General features: G+C 58.3%; 18 protein-coding genes and 1 pseudogene. 3 read left to right on the forward strand and 16 right to left on the reverse strand.

Translation table 11 applies throughout. The annotated features are described in order from the left end of the window. The first annotated feature begins 709 nt into the window (after positions 1-709). Both I6F31_RS04695 and I6F31_RS04700 read left to right on the forward strand, forming a co-directional pair. The gene (locus tag I6F31_RS04695; RefSeq protein WP_225184840.1) at positions 710-973 is read left to right on the forward strand and encodes a hypothetical protein; all 264 of its coding nucleotides are present in this window, start codon (positions 710-712) and stop codon (positions 971-973) included. 255 nt (positions 974-1,228) lie between these two features. Then, positions 1,229-2,545 carry a peptide ligase PGM1-related protein gene (locus tag I6F31_RS04700; protein ID WP_225184841.1) on the forward strand — a complete coding sequence of 439 codons (1,317 nt, stop codon included), beginning with the start codon at positions 1,229-1,231 and terminating at the stop codon, positions 2,543-2,545. An 830-nt stretch (positions 2,546-3,375) separates the two neighbouring features. On the opposite strand, the gene I6F31_RS04705 is transcribed toward I6F31_RS04700, so the two are convergent. The 9 genes and pseudogenes from I6F31_RS04705 to I6F31_RS04745 all read right to left on the reverse strand — a co-directional run bounded on the left by I6F31_RS04705 (position 3,376) and on the right by I6F31_RS04745 (position 13,281). Continuing rightward, complete coding sequence (locus I6F31_RS04705) at positions 3,376-3,957, reverse strand: hypothetical protein (protein WP_225184842.1); 582 nt, start codon at positions 3,955-3,957, stop codon at positions 3,376-3,378. A gap of 263 nt (positions 3,958-4,220) precedes the next feature. Then, positions 4,221-4,712: a transposase domain-containing protein gene (locus tag I6F31_RS04710; protein ID WP_225184843.1), complete on the reverse strand. Its 492-nt coding sequence runs from the start codon at positions 4,710-4,712 to the stop codon at positions 4,221-4,223. Beyond that, positions 4,657-5,654, reverse strand: a pseudogene (locus I6F31_RS04715) (IS66 family transposase); the annotation flags it as partial. The pseudogene I6F31_RS04715 and the gene I6F31_RS04710, both read right to left, overlap by 56 nt. A 231-nt stretch (positions 5,655-5,885) precedes the next feature. Further along, entirely contained in the window at positions 5,886-6,563 is a 678-nt protein-coding gene (locus I6F31_RS04720; RefSeq protein WP_225184844.1) for a 2OG-Fe(II) oxygenase, read from the reverse strand. Beyond that, positions 6,544-7,716, reverse strand: a complete 1,173-nt coding sequence (locus tag I6F31_RS04725) for a GFA family protein (RefSeq protein WP_225184845.1) — start codon at positions 7,714-7,716, stop codon at positions 6,544-6,546. Before I6F31_RS04725 ends, I6F31_RS04720 begins: the two co-directional genes overlap by 20 nt. 502 nt (positions 7,717-8,218) lie before the next feature. Beyond that, on the reverse strand, positions 8,219-8,416 hold the full coding sequence (locus I6F31_RS04730) for a hypothetical protein (RefSeq protein WP_225184846.1): 198 nt from the start codon (positions 8,414-8,416) through the stop codon (positions 8,219-8,221). Between the two features lie 591 nt (positions 8,417-9,007). Continuing rightward, a complete protein-coding gene (locus I6F31_RS04735; RefSeq protein ID WP_225184847.1) occupies positions 9,008-9,850 on the reverse strand; it encodes an electron transfer flavoprotein subunit beta/FixA family protein in 843 nt (280 codons plus the stop codon). A gap of 585 nt (positions 9,851-10,435) precedes the next feature. After that, on the reverse strand, positions 10,436-12,187 hold the full coding sequence (nifA, locus tag I6F31_RS04740) for a nif-specific transcriptional activator NifA (RefSeq protein ID WP_225184848.1): 1,752 nt from the start codon (positions 12,185-12,187) through the stop codon (positions 10,436-10,438). Positions 12,188-12,444: 257 nt separating this feature from the next. Then, on the reverse strand, positions 12,445-13,281 hold the full coding sequence (locus tag I6F31_RS04745) for an SDR family oxidoreductase (protein WP_225184849.1): 837 nt from the start codon (positions 13,279-13,281) through the stop codon (positions 12,445-12,447). A gap of 550 nt (positions 13,282-13,831) precedes the next feature. On the opposite strand from I6F31_RS04745, the gene I6F31_RS04750 reads away from it, so the two are divergent. Then, the gene (locus tag I6F31_RS04750; RefSeq protein WP_225184850.1) at positions 13,832-14,068 is read left to right on the forward strand and encodes a hypothetical protein; all 237 of its coding nucleotides are present in this window, start codon (positions 13,832-13,834) and stop codon (positions 14,066-14,068) included. Between the two features lie 65 nt (positions 14,069-14,133). Here the strand turns inward: I6F31_RS04750 and I6F31_RS04755 are convergent, their stop codons facing one another. From I6F31_RS04755 to nodC, 7 genes are all read right to left on the reverse strand, one after another. After that, on the reverse strand, positions 14,134-15,246 hold the full coding sequence (locus I6F31_RS04755) for a nodulation protein NodZ (protein WP_276573186.1): 1,113 nt from the start codon (positions 15,244-15,246) through the stop codon (positions 14,134-14,136). 167 nt (positions 15,247-15,413) lie between these two features. Beyond that, on the reverse strand, positions 15,414-17,441 hold the full coding sequence (locus I6F31_RS04760; RefSeq protein ID WP_225184851.1) for a carbamoyltransferase: 2,028 nt from the start codon (positions 17,439-17,441) through the stop codon (positions 15,414-15,416). A gap of 313 nt (positions 17,442-17,754) precedes the next feature. Continuing rightward, positions 17,755-18,543: an ABC transporter permease gene (locus tag I6F31_RS04765; protein ID WP_225184852.1), complete on the reverse strand. Its 789-nt coding sequence runs from the start codon at positions 18,541-18,543 to the stop codon at positions 17,755-17,757. 3 nt (positions 18,544-18,546) lie between these two features. Then, positions 18,547-19,467, reverse strand: coding sequence for a nodulation factor ABC transporter ATP-binding protein NodI (gene nodI / locus I6F31_RS04770; protein WP_249788064.1), 921 nt, complete (start codon positions 19,465-19,467; stop codon positions 18,547-18,549). A gap of 1 nt (position 19,468) precedes the next feature. Further along, entirely contained in the window at positions 19,469-21,178 is a 1,710-nt protein-coding gene (gene nodU, locus I6F31_RS04775; protein ID WP_225184854.1) for a nodulation protein NodU, read from the reverse strand. Between the two features lie 13 nt (positions 21,179-21,191). Beyond that, positions 21,192-21,821, reverse strand: a complete 630-nt coding sequence (nodS, locus tag I6F31_RS04780; RefSeq protein ID WP_225184855.1) for a nodulation methyltransferase NodS — start codon at positions 21,819-21,821, stop codon at positions 21,192-21,194. A gap of 17 nt (positions 21,822-21,838) precedes the next feature. Next, complete coding sequence (gene nodC, locus I6F31_RS04785) at positions 21,839-23,185, reverse strand: chitooligosaccharide synthase NodC (protein ID WP_225184856.1); 1,347 nt, start codon at positions 23,183-23,185, stop codon at positions 21,839-21,841. Positions 23,186-23,195: the final 10 nt, after the last annotated feature.

A 23,195-nucleotide genomic window follows, 5' to 3' on the forward strand; every position in this document is an offset into this window, starting at 1 on the left:
GCGTTTTCCGACAATAGCTCATCGGCAAGGACTCTGATCTCAACGACAGACGAACTTTCTTGACGCAAATCGCAACGCTGCTTGCGACACCAGACCAGCCGGCCGACCTTTTCGGCAAACCAGAGAGTTGGCCATGTTCTCACAGGCCGTCAAAAAGGGGCTTGAATCTGACGTAACGTTAAATTGTACGGTCTTGAGGTTGGCACTGATCTTGGTCTGCCGCCGGGATTGTCAAGGATTGGGAATGTCTCAGCTGGTCAGATCCACGCCCCGACAGTGGGTCATGATCCTCATCCCCGATGGCGGGTCGCTCCGAAGCGCTATGCGGCGTGTGCCGCCTACGGCGCTAGCCTTCGCATCTAGCTTCAAAACCGTCGGCATTCTGGAACGGAGACTATGTGTCTCTCTTTGGCCGAGCCACCAGAGAACCGTTGAGGTCAGAATTGATCGACCTAGACCTCCATGCGAATCCTGCGGGGGGCGCTGCTTCCTGAATCTGAACCAAAGCCCTCCTGCGGCGCGACAGCGCGCCAAAATCAGTTGGCCGAACCGGCTTTCCGCTCTGTTCAACCTGCTTTCACGAGGCTGAAAGGCATTTGGTACGACAAACCGCGGGTCTGCGCAGCTTTTAAAAGTGCCTGAGCTGCAAGTGCCGCTCTGCCCAACACGCGGCATCGAAGATAATTGCTTGGCATTCTGGAGCAGCAAGTTGAAAGAGCCCGACGGCGTCAAAAAGGTCCTGCTAGTCGACCATATGGAAGGTCAATGCCGTTGCATCATCGGCTTCAAGGATGGAGATGCCAGAGCGCCCTATATGTGCGGTGAGCCTGTATATCAAAAACGCGACAAGAAACTGTCTTCGTGGTGTGCCTATCACTACCGACAGATGCACACGACCACCGCCGAGCAAAACAGAGTGAGTGATCAATCGCCCAAAATCACTCGAGCAACATTCACTATTCGCAACCCATGACATCCATCAAGAACCGGTTTGCAAGGCCTTGTGATCCTATGTTTCTGAAGGCAATCGCCACGCGATCAGCATGAGAGGAGCTATCAATTGAGATCGGCGGATTGGAGGCGGGCCGTGCTCTCCCGCTACATCGCAGGCGACATCGAGACGGTGCGAAATCAACCTTCTCGCGGCGCCGCGCCACGGCGCAGCAAGTTCATCATTGTTGGCATGACGATCCCTGCCTGATCGCGTCTAGATACCCGGAGGTCGCACATGCCGCGGATCTTGATCATGAACGCCGGTACGGCTCAAATGTCGGGCGCTGATCTGACACCCGATCAACTTTCGCTGGCCGCCCACTCGGCACACCGTTCAGCGTGGTTTGCTCAGCACGGCGACGTGATAGTCTCCCCCGTAGTCATCCCCGCGGATCTGTTATCCTCCATTGGAGCGACACTCAATTTCGACGCATCGAGCCTTTTCCTGCTCGTACCTAAAGGCGGCCGCCAATCGCCGGTGCTTGATGACTGCACACTGCTGTCTAAGACTGTCGTTGAGCGGATCAAGAGACATATTCGTCAGAAATTAAACTGGCGATTGTATCCATGCTACTCTAGTGAAGGTGTTGCACGCCTGGCGGCCATGCTGGGCATACCGCAGACCGGCGACGGCTTCGCTCTGCAGCGAGGGCCTGATCTGTTGAACCGCAAGAGCCACTTCCGTCAATTGGCGACAAGTGTCGCACTTCCGCTGCCCAATGGATCTGTCACGACGGACTCAAACGAACTATTGAGAGCGGTCACTTCCCTCAGACTCGAGACAGGTAGAGTGATTGTAAAGCTCGACAATGGAGCCGGTGGAGTCGGAAATGTCATCCTGACCAGCAATGAAAGCGATCCACTACCTGGGGCAAGAGAAACCCGACGAATTTCATGGGGGTCTTTTGATCCTGACGCGCTTTGGTCTGAGATAACAACAGCGTCGTGTAAGACGCTGGTCGTGGAGTCGTACCACCTGGCGCGGTCTCTGTTCTATCTTGAGTACGAAATCGAGGATGATGGTTCAATCGTTTTTATCAACAGTGGAAACATACGTCTGCGTAAAAGCACAGATCGAACCGAAAGAGCTCTGATCTGGACAGGACTTGAGCTTCCAAGCAGCCTGAGAAACGAACAATGGTTGGCTGCCCAGGCGCACGCCTACCGATTTGTGGCGCTTGCGCGAGACCTGGGTTATCGCGGAATGATCAACATTGACGCGATTTTCGCGAACGATGGACGGTTGCTGTTTAATGAGGCGAACGGCCGCTGGGGTGGCGGCTCGGTGTTGCACAGTATTGCCGTCCGGCTGCTGGGTTTCGACTATTCCGGTTGCAACGTTATTTCGTCAGTCAGAGACGTTCGATCCCCGTCCGTCCAAACGGCGCATGATCGTTTCCGCAAGGAAGGATTTCTGTTCGACCGCACACGCAAGGAGGGCGTGATTCCGCTTGCCGCCGACGAAGAGGCTGGCACGGTGGAGTGCCTTGTGATTGCGCGCGACAGGCCCGCGGCCCGCGATCTGCAGCACCGGCTACTGAGAATAGTCTGATTGGTATGACGATATCTTAGGCCGCTCAATTTGCTCATCGACACTTCATCGCCGATCGGCAGGAACTTCAGGACCGACGAAGGATAATCGCCATTGGAGCTGACATAGTGAGGGCCACTTCGACTTTGCCCCTACTTTCGATCACGCGCTTGAAACTCGCACCTGAGAACGTGACGTGAATGTCGGCTTGGTCTGATGTCTTCCTAGTCGGTCCCAATCAAATACGTGCGACTCTTGAGGGATGTCTGCAGCGCCCGTCCTGATGGGTCTCGTCGAGCTTTAGGAAGATCGTGCCGGAGCTTGGCCCCGCCTTAAGGTCATGGCAGAGCTTGCTGTTGGCGGCGCCGTCGAGCCCAATGAGCTGGGCCTTGATAAAAGTAGCCGAGGTCGGGATCAACGGCGCGCTGCATAGGGCAATTCGCTGTTGCTGCGCCCAAAGAAAGATATGACGCGCGCGCCGTCAGGCAGTGGCCCCAAGCCTAGCCTTCGACCACACCTCGATTAGTACCGCCTCCGGCTTGGCGCGTTCTACAGGAGAATAGGCTTGATAGACAAATCAGAAAAACCGACCGCTGAAATACACACGTGATGGGACGTAGATGAAGCGGCTGGGAGATCGCCTCATCCTACCAAATCTCGCCGTCGACCCGGCAAACTCCACCCGTCAGACGCTGGATGCCGGCAATCCAGCGTAGGAGTGTGCTCTTGCCGCACCGTCGAGGACAAATTCCTGTCATTCCTTTTGGCGTGAGCGCTGATTCGCAACTAGCGGACAGTCGCGGGAGACCAGCTGAACGGCGACGAGGCGATATAACCCAGCTCTGCTTCTCTCACGTGCCGGCACCTGGGCCGTTTATTTCCACCACAATAACGACAAGAACAGTCAGAAAGGCGACGATCAGCATCCCGCGGACCATAGCTGTATCGCTTGAGCGCGGCGTCTCTGCAGCCAGGAGGTTACATGGCGGGGCGGCAGGATTGCACATCCCGTGCGTCACAAGGGGGATGTTCGGCCTATCAGCGGCATCGGGGATATTGCTAGTCGGGCGTTGGGGCGTACGGATCAGACATGCAAAGTTAGGTTCCAGCCCCGCGGAATTGCCAGCCAGCTTGACCCGGCGGAAGTTGTTCGTCGGTTGACCGGGTATGGTTAGCGTCGTTGAGCTGTCGTAGGGGCCGCTATTCCTGGAGCTTGGTACCACCTCTCGGGGACCATTCTGCTTGAATGTCGCCACGGCTTTCACGCGCGCAGGACTTGCGCCAGCGGCAGCGCTCGTTGCGTCTGAAAGTTCAGGTGCAAGCAGCATCAAAGCCAAGTCGAAGAAGATGAATTGGATCAGCCTCATTAGGACTCCGAAGATAGTCGCTGCTGCCTGCGTTCTTTGCGCCAGCTCCTGCTCCTTATCCAGCAATTTACGTGCCTACAAAAATGCGGTCCGGGCGGCCTAGGCCGGACCAAACGCAAAGCCTAAGCCAGAACGTGTGGAATCGCCCATTGTGTCGTCGCAGTTCAGACGTAGCCTGCCACGTCGGGCCATCGCCAACAGCAGAAGTGGCATGTCATAGCTCTCCGGGACGATCTGCTGCTTTTCGCAACATCCATTGGCCCCGTGCCCCCGTCGAGACGACTTCAAGTCGGGAAACCTTCGGCCTAGGCATAAGGTGAGTCATACGCCTATGTCCTCATCCTCCATAAAACCTCGCTAGGCAGTCGTCGCCGGACCGATGCTGTGCGGCGCTCTAGAGCGCGCCAATTCTGGGGCATGAGGCCGTGGATGCGCTTGACGGGATAATCCGGCAGGCGGGCTAGCACGTCAGCGAGCCACGCCTGTGAATCGAGGTCATTGAGCTTGGCGGTGGCGATGTAGATCGCAGCCACATGCCGGCCTCCAAGTCGGCGAACTTTAGCTCGAGCTGGTCCAGCAACGCGCCTCGCGCGGAGGATTGTCCTAACAGCTCGTGCCTGAGCTTCTTGATCGTGAGCTTGAGCTTCTCGATCAGCAATGTCTCCGCCTGGGCCTCCGCTCCGCGGGCAAGCGGGCCGCTCGCTCGGCACGCAGCATCGCCTGCACTTGAGGTGGTGGATACGGGCCCCCGGCGGCGCATCGGGCTTAAGCGGCTTGAGCGATGCTCTGAGGCCGCCAATTCCAAGCCAACAGTTCGTCACCGCGCTTGGCAGGGTGATCCGGTAGGCGCGCCAACACGTCGGCAAGCCAAGCCTGTGGGTCGATGTCATTGAGCTTGGCGGTGACGATGAGGCTGTAGATGGCAGCCGCACGCAGGCCGCCCTCATCGGCCCCGGCGAAAGTCCAATTTTTTCGCCCCACGGCAACCGCCCGTACCTCACGCTCAGCAGCATTGTTCGACATGCAAAGCCGTCCGTCATCAAGAAAGCGGCTAAGTGCATCCCAGCGGTTGAGGCAGTAATTGATCGCCTTGGTCGTGTCGTTGTCCCTGGAGAGCTTGGCGCGCTGCTCGCGCAACCACGCCTCCAGCTGGACGATCAGGTGGCGGCTAGGCTCCTGGCGCACACGCAAGCGCTCCTGCGCAGTAAGAGCGTTGATCTCGCGCTCGATGGCGAACAGAACATCGACGCGCTTGACCGGCTCGGCCGCGATCGGCGCCTTGCTGCGCCGCGCCAGATCAAAGAACTTGCGCCTGCCGTGCGCCCAGCACGCGACCTCGATGATCGGGCCGCCCTTGCGGTTGACCTCGTAGAGCCTGCCAAAGCCGGTGTAGGCGTCGGCCTGCATCAGTCCGGCATAGCCCGCCAAATGCTGCTCCGGATGCGCACCGCCACGATCGGGCGAGTAAAAGAACACGGCCGCCGCCGGATCTGGACCGGCAAACGGACAGTCGTCGCACACGTAGGTCCAGAGCCGGTCCGGGTCTTGCCCTTGGCCAGGACCGGCACCGTAGTGTCATCCGCGTGGATACGCTCGGCTGCGAAGACGTGGCTCCGGATCGCGTCTACCAATCGGGGTTGCGTGGAGGCACCTACCCAGTCCGCGAGCGTCGATACGTCGAGGTCGATGCCTTCACGCTGGTAGACGTCGCTCTGACGATTGAGCGTCAGGTGCAGGCCGTTGGCAAACAGAACATGGGCCACGCGCCGACACACCTCCGGGTTCGAAGCAACGAGGATGGCTTGCCGCAACGACTCTGAGGAACCTTTGCTCGGATTACGTCAAAGCCCGCATGCCCTTCCACCGCGGGGGGGGGGGAAGTCGCCCCCGACCAGCATTGTGGCAGCTCTCCAGTCTGACCGGGATGGCCACGCTTAGGAACGTCTCCTGAGAGCTCAGCTTAGCCAAGTCATTCGAAAGCCATTTCAGCCAGCTCAAAGGTCCCCGATCGAGCTTTCGATGATCCGGCGGTTCGGGCCGCTGCGCTTTGAACAGAAGTAGACTAGCGATCGGCGCTCCCCGGTCAGCACGGGCTTCACCTCATGCCGAAGCTTACATGTGGTGACAAGCACTGCACCAAGTGGCGGTCGGAATAACTGCTGTTCGTACCTGGTTGGGTATACCACGAACTCGCCCCCCTCGAAGTCTCTCGCGAGCTGCACAATTACCGAGTACTCGAAATCCGGGTCGCTCGCGGCATCCAGATGGATGCCAACAAAGGAACCGGGAGGCATCCGATGCATTTGGCATCGGCGAATCATGTAATCTGAGGTGGCTCCCAAGATCTTTTTTAGCGCGAAGCTGCGGTCTTCTCTTTCAAGTAGCCCCATGATCTGCCCTGGAACTGCACCACTCACGTTGCGAGGAGCGCGGCCGGGCGGGTCGACCCTCACCCGTTTGACGAAGACATTGTGCGAGTCGCCGGCATCTCCCTCCCGCACTTCTTCTTCGGGAATCTCAGCCTGCAGCTGATCGATCTTGGCCAAGTCAGCTTGGGTGAACAATAACTGCGGGCCGATCACGACCGTCCCCTTCACCAACAGCTCTATGCGGTACTTTGTCAAAGCTTCTTCTGAAAGCAGACGGGATTTATCATTCATTGCACGTGCCATTCGAGTCCACTCCACCGTTTTGATCCTCGACGCAGGACTCCAGGCCCTGGTGCATCGAGCAGAATGCTTCCTCCCAATGCTCGCCATCGAACTCGCTTATTCTTATGCCTTCGATGGTCCCTTTATCCAGGCATCGAATATTTACGCTGAATCCGGAGGGATTCGATCGCGGCCTATAGAACGGCTTTACGCCACAAACCCGGCAAAACCTGTGCCGAGCTATGTTCTTGTTAAATTGGTACGTCGAGAGGAATTCTTCGCCGCACTCAATGCCGAGCTTATCCTCACGTACGAGCAAGTGCAGAAATCCAGACATTTGACAGATTGAGCAATTGCATCGAACCGCAGAGAGCTCACGCGGCGCTCGGACGCAGAACTTGACAGAACCACAATGACAACGGCCATGGTGCTCGATCTCCGAGTGACCATCTCCCCCAAGTGAGACGATACGGAGCAGATCGCGGCACCATTGTAAGCTGAGCCGATAGGCTCGATCGAACTCATCCAGAAACCGACCATTGCGGCTCGCTGGGACAAGTTCACCAATCAGACGACTTGTCATTTCTCCGTGATACTTCTCCGCCGGATCTTCTCCGCCGACGTGACTGCGGAAGTACTCAAGATCGTCAGACCGCGCCTTAAAGGTTTTGACCAGAGTGGTCCATAGCGACTGGATCATGTCCGCGGCATGTAGCTCAAACGCGACCATGTAGGCGCAACGCACTAAGGGGTCATTCGATGACAATCCGGCATAGAGAGAATGCAGGTAACGTTTCGTCCTGAAGCTGTAGTTGGGCCGTATTGCTCTGCCGAGTAGCCGCGACGCATCCTTTCTAAACAGGTTTGAGTGGAAGTTTTCAGTTGCCAGAATATCGGGTAGCGCCGCCTTGCCGCCGTGGAGAATTCGGCCATACCCACCCGTTTCATCCCAACAGATGAAATTCGCGACCACGCTGGTCAGTTCAATGTCCCTCGCAAGATCCCGATTGTGATGCATTGCGTCGAATACGAGATCCCTTTGCGACCCGGCTTGGAGGTACGGAAAGGCCTGTGACATCGCCAGATATTCAGGCAGCAGGCTCGCGACCTGGTCTTCGGACATCTCCGCGGCGAACGGATGCGGGCCGAACAGAGCCCGCGCTTGTTCAGTCAAATACTCGCAGCATATAAGCGGAGGCTGATTGTGTGTAAATCGAGACGCTTGAGATGTCATTTGACCCCTGGCGATGAAGAGAGAACGGCCCTTGGCGAAGCAAGCTCACGTCCGGGCCAACTATTGGCCGCCGCACGCTCGAGGAGTTCATTGGTTCGATAGGCCTATGATCAGCGTTCGCCATCCAGGCGAATTCTTGGTGGTTACGCCGCGGTATCAGACAGCGGCATGTCTCACTCCTGCTCAGGCGCATCAAGGGAACGCTTTCATCAGTTTGAAACGGCGGCGATCCAGTCGGATTCCGGTCCACTAGTAGTGCGATAGCGCGAATGCCCGGCACGGCCAGCATTCGCTTGCAGAGACATGGTGAGATATTGCGCCGCGCACGCCATCGGGAGGTTAACTTCACATCCCCCGAGTGGCGCGTCTGGTCGCCCGGGCGCTTCCAGCTTTCGCGATCTGTCCTGATGGACCACGCCCTGCGGTTGCTGCTCCTGCAGGTTTATCGAATCGCTGTGAGCTCGGTACAGCATTGCAAGAACCAATCTGCATCTATCGGGCTGTTGAGGCCTTCGGCCGCAAGCTGCGCGAAAAGCCGGCTGCTGGCCGGCACAAGCGTCCCAAAGAGAGCGCCGCTCGTTTTCGCGTTCGCGAGCACCACCACCAGGCTGTGTTCTTGGACGCTTACAGCAATCAGCATGCCAACTCGTGCACTCCCTCATAACATTCTGAGTACGTTGAAAAAGTGCTCGCGGCCGCGCCCTCATGGAAAGTGTATTGAACTTGACAGGCATTGCACCGCGGTCGAAAACCAAACAGTGCGCAGCCGGGTAGAGGGCGCTGTCGAAGCGCGGAGATTGCTTCAAAGCTGCCACGTAGGTGGGCTTCGCGCCCGGAACAGCGCGACAGCGCTTTGGGCGTGCAAGCGGTGGACTAGCATGGCGATGCTGTCGCCGACGTATTCCGTATTCATTCATAACAACTACGCGCCACTCCGTGGCCTCAACGCTGTCGAACACGATCATACAGTTGAATCTGGATGCATGCGTAGCCCCTTGTCGATGCGCTTGACAATCGCGGCGAGCTCCGGGCCCCGGTCGACGCCAATGTAGTCGATGGAAAGATGCGTGCCGAGGTGATCGCAAGCAATCTAAGAAGGTCATGGACCGGAATGCGCAGGTCGCCGGCTGAGATGCGTAGCTACATGTTGCGCGCTCACTGGACGCCGTTGCCTCGTGGCGTTCGTACATCCTTTGACTGTTTCGATCTATCGTTGCCAAGACTCTACAGATCAAGCCTCACGGACTAGCGCGGCAAGATCGGCTTCGAGCTTCGGCTGACGCTTGAAGATCGCGTCTATCAATGCCTGCGCCGGTTGCTCGGCCGCCTCAACCAGCGCCGCCTTCTCAGCCCGCGCAGAGGGAGCGAACACTCGCTTGACAACCGTCGGCGAGCCCTTGAGGCCGCATTTTGAAACGTCTTCGACACCGGCATCGTGCGCGCTCCATTTCACGATTTGGGCCCGCGCGGCACGCAAAGCATCTGCCATCGCGCCCCGCCGGATTTGATTGGTTGCCTCCAGCATGGTGATTAGACACGGCAACCTCGTGCGCAGCACCTGGACACCACCCTCGGAGCGTCGCTCCGCTTCAATTGTATGGGCGGCGAGATCTAAGGATCTGACCTTGGCAACGTAGGTTAGCTGCAGTACGCCCAGCCGCTTTGCGATGCCGGGCCCAACCTGCGCGGTATCGCCGTCGATGGTCTGCTTTCCTGTGAAGATGAGGTTTGTCGGGCCATATTCCTTGCCAATTTTTCGGATGGCTGTTGCAAGTGCATATGTTGTGGCCAGGGTGTCCGATCCCGCAAAGCAGCGATCGGTGAGTAGTACGGCGCGATCGGCGCCATAAGTAAGCGCCTTTCGCAAGGAATCTTCCGCCGATGGCGGTCCCATTGTAAGCACGGTAATTTCGCCGCCGAACCGATCGCGTAGCTCCAGTGCGGCCTCGAGCGCGAAGAGGTCATATGGGTTGATGATAGTCGGCACTCCCTGGCGCATGATTGTATTTGTCACGGGGTGCACGCGGATCTGGGCCGAGTCCGGAACCTGTTTGATGCAGACGACATTGTGCACGGTGTTGCTCCAAAAGTGGCGACAGCTGCCAAGACAACAGCAAGTGTTGTACCATCGCCGCCCTTTTACAATCATGTGGCCCCCACAAAGGCTTAGGCCGTTGATGCGCCCCTCTAGCTGGCTCTTCCTGACGAACGAATGCCGACACAGGTCGGGGCTGCGACAGCGCTGTTCCGAAAGGCGCGCCAGCTGAATGGTGCCAGGTCAGCTTGCGACAGATTACCGCCGCCAATCACGAGCGGGCGGCCGACCGGTTGACGGTCGATGAGCATTGCCGGTCACTATCCCGAGCTGGATCTACGGATAGGCAAGATAGCTGGTGAGATATCGAGCAACTGACGGTTCGCGTTTGCATGGCGCGCAGGTGACGCTCTGTATATCACTGCGCCCAAGTCCATCTCTCACCGAAGCGGGTGAGCCTGTCTGAACAGAAGGCTCGCAAGCAGCGCGGCTGGTTTCGCCCATGGCCAAGTCGCCGCCGAGGGTGGACCCACTCCCTTCGAATTGCAATGAGAGTGTCACCGGAGATCGGCAAATAGCTACTTGGCTCAAGTCTAATAGCGGCAGTTCCTGCCGATTGGTGGTTCAGAACCGCTTTATCTCGACTCCATATTTCCTCAGCGCGTAGCCGATCTGGCGCGGCGTGAGTCCGAGCAGGCGAGCTGCCTTTGCCTGCACCCAGCCTGATTTCTCCATGGCCGCAATGACCCGTTCGCGATCGGCCGTCTTCGCGCCACTTACGAGAACAGTGCCGGGAGGCGCCAGTGGGCCCACTTCGTTGTCGATGGACGCGAGCGGTGGGGTCGCTTCAGCTAGCGGAGTGATGGACTTTGCGGGCACCGGCGGGATAGGTGCCGGACGGTTCCTTTCGTCCGATGTACTTCTCCATAGCCTCGCCGAAAGACACTGGCCCTGGCAGCAGGCAAAGTCACTTCGCACGATTGACGATCCGGCGCACAGCGTCGCTGTCCGCTCGATGCAGTTTTCGAGTTCGCGGACATTTCCTGGAAAGTCGCAGTTCATCAGTACATCGATCGCACTCGCCTCGAACGTCAGCGTACGGCCGTTCTGGTTGTTGAAATTTTTGAGAAACTCGCCGGCAAGCAGCGGAATATCACTGCGTCTCTCACGCAGCGCTGGTAACAGCAAGGGAACTACGCTGATGCGATAGTACAGGTCCGCGCGAAACTCGCTCTTTGCCACGGCTTCTTCAAGGTTCTTGTTAGTCGCAGCTATCACTCGAACATCGACCTTAATGGTCTGGTTGCTGCCGACGCGCTCGAACTCCTGCTCTTGCAGGACGCGCAGCAACTTTGCTTGAAACTGAGCCGAGATCTCGCCGATCTCGTCGAGAAATAGCGTTCCTTTGTCAGCAAGTTCGAAGCGTCCCTTGCGCGAGCTGAACGCACCGGTAAAGGCACCTTTCTCGTGGCCAAATAATTCCGATTCCAGGACGGTCTCAGGAAGCGCCGCGCAATTCAGCTTAACGAACGGCCGCTTGGCGCGGGACGACGATTCGTGGATGGCCTTGGCTACGAGTTCCTTTCCGGTGCCGGATTCGCCACGCAGCAGAACCGTGCTGTTCGATTTAGCTATCACCGCGATCTTCTCGAGGAGCCCGCGCAGCGCCGGGCTGTTGCCAATGATCCCATGGACGTTTGGCTTCTTCCGCTCCCGAGCGGGCGGCCTTAGCTCAACAATCTGGTTTTGTAGACGCTCTTTCTCTGCCATCAACCGTTCGCGGTCGCAGGCGAACCAGCGATGTAACTTCACTGTGTGTCCCACCAGGTTGGCGATCATGGCGAGCAGCCGCGCATCGTAATCGAGCCGGAGGCTTGAGCTATCGTCCCGGATACGGTCGATGGTCAGCGTACCTACGACCTTCGAATCAATGCGAATCGGAACCCCGATAAACGACACCGGGACATCATCGGAGGCGCCGAGCACTTCCCGGTCGGCAGCGCTGAATGCCGGCTCGGCGGCCACGTTCTCGGCGACAAGAGGCCTGTCTGTCGCGACGATCCGGTCGATTGGCCCCCGGGCCAGGCGCATCCGGTAACGATCATCGCTGCCTTCGCTCAGGCCGGCGCCCACTGTAATGTCCGGCATGCCGTCATCGTCAAACAGCGAGACGATGCCGTGTCGCATCTGCACAAACGATTGCAGGAGACCAACAACGTTTGCCAACGTGACTTCGAGCGGACAAGGGGCGGTCAGTATTTTTGATATTTCGAAGATCCCGGTCAGCGCGCTCTCACGCAACGGCTCGTCCGAGAGCTTGCGCTCCGACTCAGGTTCCGCGGCAAGCCTTTCACGTGAGGAAGGGATGTCCAGCATCAGGCGGTCTCCGTTGTCTTGATCATCCTCCCTGCTACCTTGTTCGGGTTGGCGACCTTCGTTTGGCGTGTCATTCTCGGGTGTAGCGCCAAGTGTTGCCGAGATGACATAGAACCGTGACATATTTTGATGGCACCACGGTAAACTTACAGTGTGCCTTCATTTCATTTTTATGCGGGTTGTGTGCGCCTCGTCAGCGGAGAGGATGAGCACCGCTGCTGCAGCTCAAGTCAGCCGCGTCGCCAAGCCTGGCCGATTCAAAGATGTTGCCCACCATTGATCGGCACCTCGGCCCCGGTGACATAGCTCGCCGCGTCCGAGCACAGGAAGAAGATGACCTTGGCCACTTCGTCCGGCGTTCCCACTCTGCGGAGCGGGATAGTTGGCACCAGACGCGCTTCTGTGTCCGGCGACAACATGTCCGTCCTGATTTCGCCGGGCGCGATCGCATTCACGCGAACGCCATGCGGCGCATAATCATGCGCCATTTCGCGTGTGAGGCTCGCAAGCGCAGCTTTCGAGGTCGCATAGGCGCTTCCCGCAAACGGGTGCACCCGCGAGCCCGCGATCGAAGTCACGTTCACGATCGATCCTGACGCGGCTCTTAGCTCCTCAAACAAACCCTGCGCAAGCAGGATCGGCGCCACCAGATTGAGATGGAACACCCTCATCCAGGTGTCGGTTGATGTCGTCAACGACGTCATCCGATCGCCAGTGGACGTTTTCGGCGAGACACCGGCATTATTTACCAGTGCGTGCAAAGGAGCACCGGCCAAGCGTTTCTTGACCTCGGTGATCGCGCGGGGCAGCATTCGATGGTCGCTGAGATCGACCTGGACATAATCCTCGTTTGCTGCCTCCCAGGGGCATCGCTCGCTGTCGAACGGTTGGCGCGCGCAAGAAATGATGCGCCAGCCCGCCTCCGAGAACAACTTGGCAGTGGCATGGCCAATTCCGCGCGATGCGCCGGTCAGCAACATGGTCTTCCGTTTCCCGCGATGAACACGGGCTTTATAGGCCTGGAAGAGGCAACCCAATTGCGTTTCGGGCAGCGACCCTCTGATCAGATCGTCATTTGGCAGATCGAGACCCACGCGCGCCTCCTCTCCTGTTGCGCCGGCGCACGCGTAGCAGGATTTGCGCCAATACGATGCACGTAAATCCGCTCAGGTTTTGCGTCCTAATGTCGCGCACACGGAATGCTTGGCGGGTTCGAGACAACATGCGTGTGCTTTGTGACAGCGATGGTGCATCACCTACCTCGTGTCGCGAGCACACTCGCCCTGCGTCAAGACGAGGATGCGATCCTCGCTCTCTCGCAGATCGCACCATCGGAAGAGCGCCGATGGGAGAGCGCCTATCGTTGGACCAACGATCGATCGGGATAGTGCGGCGGCCAGTCGCCGCGCCAACTCGAAAACTGACGTCACCAGCTTCGTACGTTAGGATTCGTCGGCAACTGATGCTGACTCGATCGCGCCCTGCTCTGCTGTGTCCAGCAATGGCGACTCCCCGGTGGATTGATTGCGGACCGCCGCTTGGGGGACTGATTTAGTCAAGAATCGTGGATATCGAGTGCGCCCGTCCGCATCAAGTGCCCGGCCGCGGCGACGGAACTCGCTGGCTGAATGGAGAACCTACGATATGTTCATCCGCCATCAGCCAACAGTTAGCTTCGACTTGCCGTCCGCCCGAGGCGAAGACGAACACGTTTCCACCAATTTAACGGAGCGGCAGCACGTCAAGGCGATTGTTCTCGAGCCTAAGCGGAAGGCATTCGGCCGCCGGATCGTTCTGTTCTCCCGTGGAAATTCGGGCAGAACCGCCCATGACGGCTCGGACACCATCGGCTTCGCCTTTGGCCAGCAATTGCCTGCGTGAAAAACACTGCCAATACTGCTGGATGCAAAGAGCGACAATGAGATCGATCAAGCGAGCTACGGCTTTCATGAAACCACCAGCTCTTGCGAGGTTTCTTCAATCAGGATCAATCGGCTCGGATCGTTCAGATCGAATTCTATAACGCGTGGGGCAAAGAGACGCGCATAGCGCGTGAACGCGCTTGTCGGGGGAAAACGGATCACGGTGTCGCAGCGCGCAAGGAGATACATTTCGATGAGGGCGGAAAAGCCGCCTTCGGCTCCGAGTCTGGCGCTGTGCAATGGGCCGGCCTGAGGCGCCTGGAACCTTTTTGGGATCGTGAAAACATCAGGAAATATCGCCGAAACCCTCTCAAGCACGAGCGGGCTGTCCGTGCACAGGAAAGCCAGCACGGGTTTTGCGTGGGGCAACCCCCTGGCCTCATCAATGGCATCACAGACCTGTCGCAAGGCGCCCTCCGGGTCGGTCCAGTAGGGAGCATGCCCCATAATATCCTCGCCGTTGCCATGCCGGACATGAATGCCGATGACGCTGTACGGCTCAAAGTGCTCGCGGTAAATAGCATCGATCCGAGCCTGAATTTCAGGTCGTGGCTTGATGCTCCGAAAGATTTCTCGTTCGGCGTCCTGATCGCAGCGCCACATCAGGCAGGCGTCACACACAACCGTGTTGGCCTCACTATCCTTTCCACTTTGGAACAGTTGATCGAGTTCGTCGCGTTCCCGGAAAATCTGCTCGTCCGGACGATAGACGCAATCGATCGATGGCTTGTTCCACCATGCCGGGAAGAATGGCCCCGGAAACGAACACTGATTGATTCCGTCGTCACAAATCACCCGCACACCGGCAATGTCTTGGACCGGTTCGAAGAAGACTGGAAAAGCATTAGTGAAAGGCTCATCGAGATAACACGACCCGCGCCAATCAATGACCAGCGTCCGTCCTGTCTGCTTTGCAAAACGCCAGGCTGCGGCCAGTGACCACAGGCAGTCGCCGAATCCTGTACGTCGCCGGGCAACCACAAACCGGTCATTTCTCGAACCGCTAAGCATCTGCATTGCCTCTTCCCGGGCTCCTGGTTGGACAGGAGACGTCGTTGCAGACATCTCGCGTATCATCTCCTCCGACGCCACCGTCTGAAGTCTCGGTGCCGGCGAGCTGCGTCGGTAGAACTTCATCGCAACGCTGTCCCTGATCTGCCGCGTTCTCTCAACACTCTTCCGTTTCTTCTTCAGCGGTGTTGCGTCGAGGTGCCCGAAGTCGGATGCCCAATGGCCCCCCTGTGCGTCGAATGGCCTGGCCTCTCACATGCAGGCATAGGCATGGCCCTGCTCATGAGCTCCGGCTAAGTTTCGCTTTGCACCCTATTGTGTCCGCAAGCCGCTCCCGGCGGATGCAGGCGAACGCCCCGCAGCTCCCATACAAGCCGCAATTCCTTCACGAGATCTTCACGCTTGGGCTCGTCCTGCATGGTGGCGTCGAAAAGCCAGCCTAGCGACGCTTCGCCCTCGATCCGCATCAATATCTCGAAAAGCTCGTGTGAGATACGGATACTAGAGTGGGTGGAATGTCCCATGCGGATCTCGCAGACCGTTTCCTGACGATCTGGCGCTGTGTGGGAGCGAACACGATGAAGGGATGCATATGGCGGCAATGACACGCCCAGGGCACTCCAATCCTGCAGTGATGCTGGTCGCTTCCTGACGAGGAACGGCCCAATGACAAGTCCGTCCAGGTCAGTCGTCAAGAACGTCGTGATCGCATCTGACACGGACTGCACGATCGGTTCGGCATTGTTGTTAAATGAGGTATTTAGAAGAATTGGGATGCCCGTTCGCCTCTTGAACGCACTAATTAGATCCCAATAGGTGGGATTTGTCTTGCGCGATACTGTCTGCAGCCGAGCAGTCCCATCAACGTGCGTGACCGCACCGAGCACGTTACACTTGGCTTCGCGCACACGAACCACGAAGTTCATGAAGGGGAGCTGCCGCGTGCCATCCGGGAGCTCAAAGAACTCGCTCGCATCCTCCTCCAGTACAGATGGCGCGAAGGGGCGATAGCTCTCGCGCTTCTTAACCATCGCGTTGATGCGGTCTTTGTTTTCCGCAGGCCGCGGGTCCGCAAGGATGCTGCGGTTACCAAGCGCACGTGGGCCGAACTCAGAGCGGCCCTGAACCCAGCCGATTACAGCGCCATTTGCCATCCAGTCTGCCGCACTGGATGCTATGTCATCACTTCGTTGAATGTCGAGGTGGCCTGACCATGCGTTGAGCTCATGCTCTACGGCTTGCTCGTTCCCGAGATCGGGCCCCCAATAAACGTCCGGCAGTCGCTCGCGCGGCGCTGGCCTGCCCAGCTCGCTTGATGCTATCAATGCAGCGCCGAGTGCACAACCGGCGTCGTGCGCCGCGGGTTGAACAAAGATGTCGTCAAACAGGCCGGAATAAAGCAGCTTACCGTTCAGCGTGCAATTATGGGCTACCCCCCCAGCCAGGCACAAGCGTGTCATGCCCGTCGTTTCACGATAGTGCCGCAGGATGTGAAACACGATCCGCTCCAGCGCTTCCTGCAGAGAAGCGCTGACATCTCGATGCTGTTGGGTGAATGGCATTCCTCTTCGCCGAACCTGGATGTTGCGGACCAGGGCCGGACCGATTCGATCCAGGTGAACGCGATAGCCACCGCTGTCCAACAACTCGTAGAACTGCGCGAAGAGCTCGCGATAGCGATCGGGATCACCATACGGTGCAAGCCCCATCACTTTGTACTCGTCGAACAACCCGTAGCCAAGGTATCGGATCGTCTCGAGATAGAATAGCCCCAGGGAGTTTTGTTCCGGGAAGCTTACAAGTTGCGCAATCTCGGTGCCAGACCCCACGGCCAATAAGCCTGAGAGAAAATCGCCACCGCCGTCAATCGCAAGAACGAGACTTTGCTCGAAGCCGGACATGGCAAACGCGCTCACGGCATGCGCTTCGTGGTGATTCACGAAGGACACCCGGGACGGATCGATCTCGGTCCCGAACTCCCGTGCCAGCAGCTGCCGCAGCATCAGTTTGGCGTCCAACGGAACGGGCTGCGAAACAGAAAGACGCTCGAGCATGGTTTTGCAGTAGGCTTCAGTCGCGTAGAACGCGATACGGTCGATCTCACCGAGCTCAACTCCTGCGGTAGAAAGGCAGTATCGGATCGAATTGCTCGGGAATTTGTTGGAATGCTTGACGCGGTTGAGGCGCTCCTCTTCGACAGCAGCAACCACGCGGCCATCCTGCACAAGAACCGCAGCGCCATCGTGAAGAAATGTAGTCGGCAGCTCCGGAGAGCTTTCATAGATTCTGTCAAGACCGCCACTCACTCCCAGGCACAACATTCCGTTCTCCATTCATCATGACGGGAAGGCCAACGGCCATCGCGCCGATCTAATCCGTACCGCCGGGTGCGCGGCCCAGACAGCACAACACAACTTTACCAGGTCCGTCTCCGCACCTAACGACAGGCGCTCAGAAATAGGGGTGCAGGCGTCAGGCCTGATCGACCGAACAGCCGGCCGTAGACCCTGGCGCGATCGCGGCCTCTTGAGACCATTGCCGAAGCTGCTGTAACAGACCAGGTCATTCCCGAGTTACGGTAGAAAGCACCGAGACACTGCATAGATTTGACTTCCCCATTTCGCTCAACTCACGTCAACGCAGCAGGCGGCGCTGAAATAGTGCTGTCGATGCGAAAAAGGGCAAGATCGCATAGACGCAGAGCGCACCTACGTGCAGGGCTGCACTTTCGGCGCCGCGCTCAAGCATGGCTAAGCGCACGAGGTCGACCGAATGTGCGAGCGGCAACAAGCTGGCGAAGTGCTGAAATGAGCCGGGCAGCTGGCTTGTCGGAAAGACAACACCACACAAAAACACCATAGGAGTGATGATAAGTGTCTGGTAAAACACGAAGTAATCGTAACTTGGTGCAAGAGATATGACGACCATCGCCAGGCTGGCGAAGACAAGGCCAGTAAGGGCGATTGTTGGCATCGCATAGAGGATGGATGGCCATGATGCATAACCCAGCGTGGCGGCGACGATCCCGATCGCTGTTCCGGCCAGAACGGACTTACTGGCCGCCCACACCAGTTCACCCAGAACGATATCGCCCAGCGTGAGCTGAGTAGAGAGGATTGCTTCCCAGGTGCGCTTGGCGTCCATGCGTGCAAAGGCTGCATACATGGTTTCAAACGTGGCGGACGACATGGCGCTGGTCGCGACCATGCCTGCTGCTAGGAACGCGATGTAAGGCGTTCCCTCAACGGGCCCCACCATCAGTCCAAGGCCAAAGCCGAGGCCAAACAGATTGGTTAACGGATCTGCGAGGTTGCCGAGAATCGACGCAAGCGCGACTTTCCTCCATGCTAGGAAATTTCGACGCCATACCGCGGTCCAGTTGTACGCATTAGCGGGCATTGCCGCCGCATAACCTTCACCCATCGCTCATTTCTCCATCTCGCGCCCGGTCAATCGCAAAAACACGTCTTCGAGATTGGGCGGGCGCTGCAGAATACGAAGGTCCGCTCGCCCGCGCAGATGCACGCGTACCTGCTCCGGACGTGGCGCATAACAGAAAAGTGTCTCTCCACTTACTTCGATGTGCCGAGCATAAGGCCTGATCAGATCTCGGAGCTGATGTGGATCACCGCCGTAGATTTCGATCACGTTGCAGCCGATATGCTCGTTGATCAAGGCGTCGGGTTTGCCCTCGGCGATCTTGCATCCGCTCTCAAGCACGCACAGCCGATCGCACAGGCGTTCGGCCTCTTCCATGAAGTGAGTGGTCAACAGGATCGTCTTGCCACGCGAGAGCAGAACTCGCAGGCGTTCCCAAATCAAGTGGCGCGCATGCGGATCCAGACCAGTCGTGGGCTCGTCCATCACGAGTAGATGTGGATCATTAATCAGGGCGCGCGCCAACGTCAGCCGCCGCTTCATGCCACCGGACAACTCGGAGACGCGCACGTCCGCCTTGCTTTCGAGGCGCGCAAACTCGAGTAGCGAGGGCGCAACAGCCTCGATCGCGCGAGTGCTCATGCCGAAATAGCGGCCAAAAACAAACAGGTTCTCTCGCACGGTGAACTCGAGTTCGAGGTTATCGAACTGCGGGACTACGCCGATGCGCGCACGCGCCACACGAGCGCGGGAAGGCACAGGCTCATTAAGGACCGCAATCTCGCCTCCGTCCGGCGAGATCATGCCGAGAAGCATACGCGCAATCGTACTCTTGCCAGCTCCATTTGGCCCAAGCAGACCGAAGCACTCTCCGCGCGCAACCGAGAACGACAGTTCATTGACGATGACCTTGTCGCCAAATGACTTTTTCACGCCGACAAGGTCGATCGCTACCGTGGACATGTTCATCTCAGGCTGACAGAAGTCGTTCCGCCGACGATGGCTTCTGAACGGCCGTTTTGGTCCAGAGCAGGCCGTCGCACCACACATGCTCGACACGCCCCCATTGGCAGGCCGCCGCAGCATCCGGAAAGAATCCCCGTCCGTGGAGGTTAGCGCTCGTGTTGCAGAGCAGCGGAATGCCCGTGAGTTGCTCAAATTCCACGAGAAGCGCGGCAATTTCGTGCGGAGAGTTGCGCGAGATTGTCTGCAGCCGCGCCGAGCCGTCAAGATGGACCACAGCGGGGACCTTGTCACGCCATTCCGTCCGGGTCTGGTGATCGAACAGCATGTAAGGATCTGGGGTACCTGGGCTGAAGATCTCCGGCGCCCGATCCTCCAGACAGATCGGCGCCACCGGTCGGAAGTGCTCGCGACGCTTGATGTCGTTGAGATGATCCTTCATTGCAGGGGATGTCGGGGCTGCAAGAATGCTTCTGCCGCCCAACGCCCGCGGCCCAAGTTCGGCGCGCCCGGAAAGGAAGATGACCGGCTTGTTGTCGGCGAGAATCGCCGCAAGTTCAGGCAGACTGCACGGCGCGGCTTCCCAGTCCGAAGGAAGCTCGCTGTCCTGCAGGGACGGACCACTGTAGACTGACCATTCCAACGCCCCGAAGCCATTCTGCGCCGCCATCGCACCGCAAGCAGCGCCGATTGCCGAGCCGCTGTCATTCGGAAACGGCGGCACCCAGACATCATCGAACAATCCCGTCGCACGAAGCGCGCTGTTCCACTTGATATTGAGACCGCAACCTCCGGCGATACATAGATTTCGCGCTCCCGGAAGCGACGAATGTCGCAGCAGAACCATCGCCATTTCCTTGACAAGAAGACGTTCCAGGAACACATGAAACGACGCGAGAACGTCCTCGGCTCGCTTGTCCGTCAGGCGCCATGCGCTTGACTCGAAGAAATCGTGCAGAGCTGCAAGAGACGATTCCGCATTGTTAATGTCCGCGCGGTAGCGACGAGCCTGCTCCGTGTCGGCCGCGAAGCGCTTTTCATAGAGCTCCTGAAAAACTGCCACGATGCTTTCGTCGACAGCGCCCAGGGCGACGTATGCCATCAGCTTGCCGGCGATGCCCAGATCCCAACTGGAGCGGTTCGGCTGCTTGTAAGGCCCGAAGTGAAGGCCCGCGGCGGCATAGGCGTGGCCGATGATTGGAAACAGGGATGCAATGAGCCGCGCGCCCCGAGGTTCGACATAGTAAAGACGTGGAAAGATGCAGCCGTCCCATACCAGACAGAACGCCGGTTTTCCCGCGCTGGCGAAAGGACTGGTGCAATATGCTGACGCGACGTGGCCCGTGACGTGCGGGTAGCTCTCATATGGAAACACCTTGTCGCCGAGGATCAGGCCAAAGCCGTCGACGGAATCAAGAAGCCCCTCAGCATGGCGCTCGACGTATGGCGCCCCCGTCAGCGCGATCGGCACAGCTCCACTGAGGACCTGGAACTGCGACTCGATCTCGCCATCCCAGCCGTCGATGACGAACTGATCGATATCTCGCGGATCCAGGCCGTGCTCCGCCAAGGCGAGGACGACTGCATCGAGATTCTCGACTGATTGATAGCGTGGACTGTTGCCGCGCTTCTCCTGCTCCGTGCAAAAGAGAAGCCGCCCGTCCTCGACGACCGCGATCGCGCCGTCATGTGTTAACTTGATGCCGCAGATGCGCATACGACCCCCTAACCTAGTGACCGACATTCGATTGTTCTGACGAGCGACCCTGCTTCCGGAACCGGACGATCAAGCAGTCTTCGTTGGCCGACTCAGTGTGGCAGTGCATACGCTCCACCTCGGATAGACTCTCGTTGAAGAGAGCGATCACCGTCTCGGCGCCAGCAGCACGGCCCCAGCGTTGACACGCGGCATCACGTGCGGACCCGAAAATCAGAGCTCCATTTGGCGCAAGCATACTCACCAGGTTGCGGATGGCCGCATGCATCTCAACAATGTCCTTGAGGTAGTAGAGAACCTCGGCCACTACAATCAAGTCGAACTTCTCAGTCGTCGAGAACCGTTGAATGTCGCGGGTCACCCACTTGATATGTGACCACTTCCTGGTCCGTCGTTGCGCTCGCTCGATCGCCTGCGGCATGATATCGACCACCGTGAGTCGCTCGCAAAGCGGCGCCAGCATCTCCGTGAATGCACCGGCTGCACATCCTACTTCGAGCGCGCACGCAACATCTCCGCCGCGACGGGACATCCTGAGCATTTGCGCGTATCGCTCCTGCTCGAACGAGCTACTGTCGAGGCGCCACGGATCGTCGACGGCCAACTCTCGCTCTAGCAGCTGACGGTTTGTGTCGAGGGTCATGAGCCAACCACCTGTTGTCAGGCAGTCGAGCGATCGCGGCCGCGAACACTCTCCGTCGCCGCCAGGCTGGATGGATGGTGCGAGAACGTACCACACAGCCCTCCTATGTTTGCAGAACTTCGTCCAGTGCTCGGGTGCGGGCCGACAGGCTGCTTTTCCCCTACGATCGGCACATTGGCGACCTTGCGCGATAGCCAATCGCTGTTGCCCAATGTACAAAGCGCATAGGCCTTCAAAGGAAGTAGGAGACAAATATTGATCGGTGTATGGAGCGAGAAGCCGAGAAACCGCACATCGCGAGCACGAACGGCTGCCACACTGCACCGGACCATCGTCATTGCTGCGATCGTCAACACGGTCCACCAGGGTACCGATCCGGCTATTAACAGCTGCGCGAGCGCAGCCAGTGATGAAAGGGCGAGAAGCAACGGGCCGAGATTTTGCCCGATCACGTCTAGCGTCAGATAGCCATCGAGCTCGGGCAGCAGACGTAATGCAAGAAACGTGTCCCGAAAGGTACTGCGCGCCCAGCGGAGTTGCTGACGGAGATATGGCGCAAGACTGTCCGGGACGACTGTTGCTGCGATCGCGTCAGGGACATATTCGGTTCGAAACCCCGCCTTGAGCATGAGGATCGTTAGATGGCGATCCTCGCCGAAATCGCTCGGCTTCCCACGAAAGAATTGCGCTTCGTATTGATCAAGCAGCAGAGCGAGTGCGGAGCGACGATACATAGCACATGGGCCGCAGCAACACATGACCGCACCGAAGCGAGCCTGTGCCGCGCGCTCCTCGTTGCATGCCAACCAGTATTCCATATCGATCAGCCTTGTCAGCCAGGTTTGGCCGCGATTGCTCGCTATCAATTGACCCATGGCCGCACCGATCTCCGGGTCACGCATCTTCAATACAAGCTTCGTGACGACGTCAGCAGCAAGTATGGTGTCCGAGTCGACGTTGAGCACCAGGTCCCCGGATGAGCTGCGTATTGCAGCGATCTGCGCCTTGCGCTTTCCAAGGTTGTTTGCCAGCAAGATGACGCTGAATCTTGGATCGTTCGCATAGATTTTATGTACAGGCGCGACCAGGTCGCGGTTTGCGGACCCGTCGTCGACCACATAGACCTGTAGCTTTCCGGCGTAGTCTTGACTCGCAAGCGACTCCAGACATTCGGCCAGCGTGTTTGGATCCTCATTGAAGCACGGCACGATGACGTCTACGCTGGGAAGAACCACCTCAGCGTTGTCCTGCAGCGATAAGTTACTCACCGGCTGGGCATAAAGCGCTTGCGCGCTCTTGTAGATAGTCGAGAGCAGCGCATACGACGAAACGGCGACAGCACTGGTTGTAGCGAGAAGGTCCATAGGTGCTCAG

The sequence above is a fragment of the Bradyrhizobium sp. NBAIM01 genome (genome assembly GCF_020194115.1).
GTDB classification, from domain to species: Bacteria; Pseudomonadota; Alphaproteobacteria; order Rhizobiales; family Xanthobacteraceae; genus Bradyrhizobium; species Bradyrhizobium yuanmingense.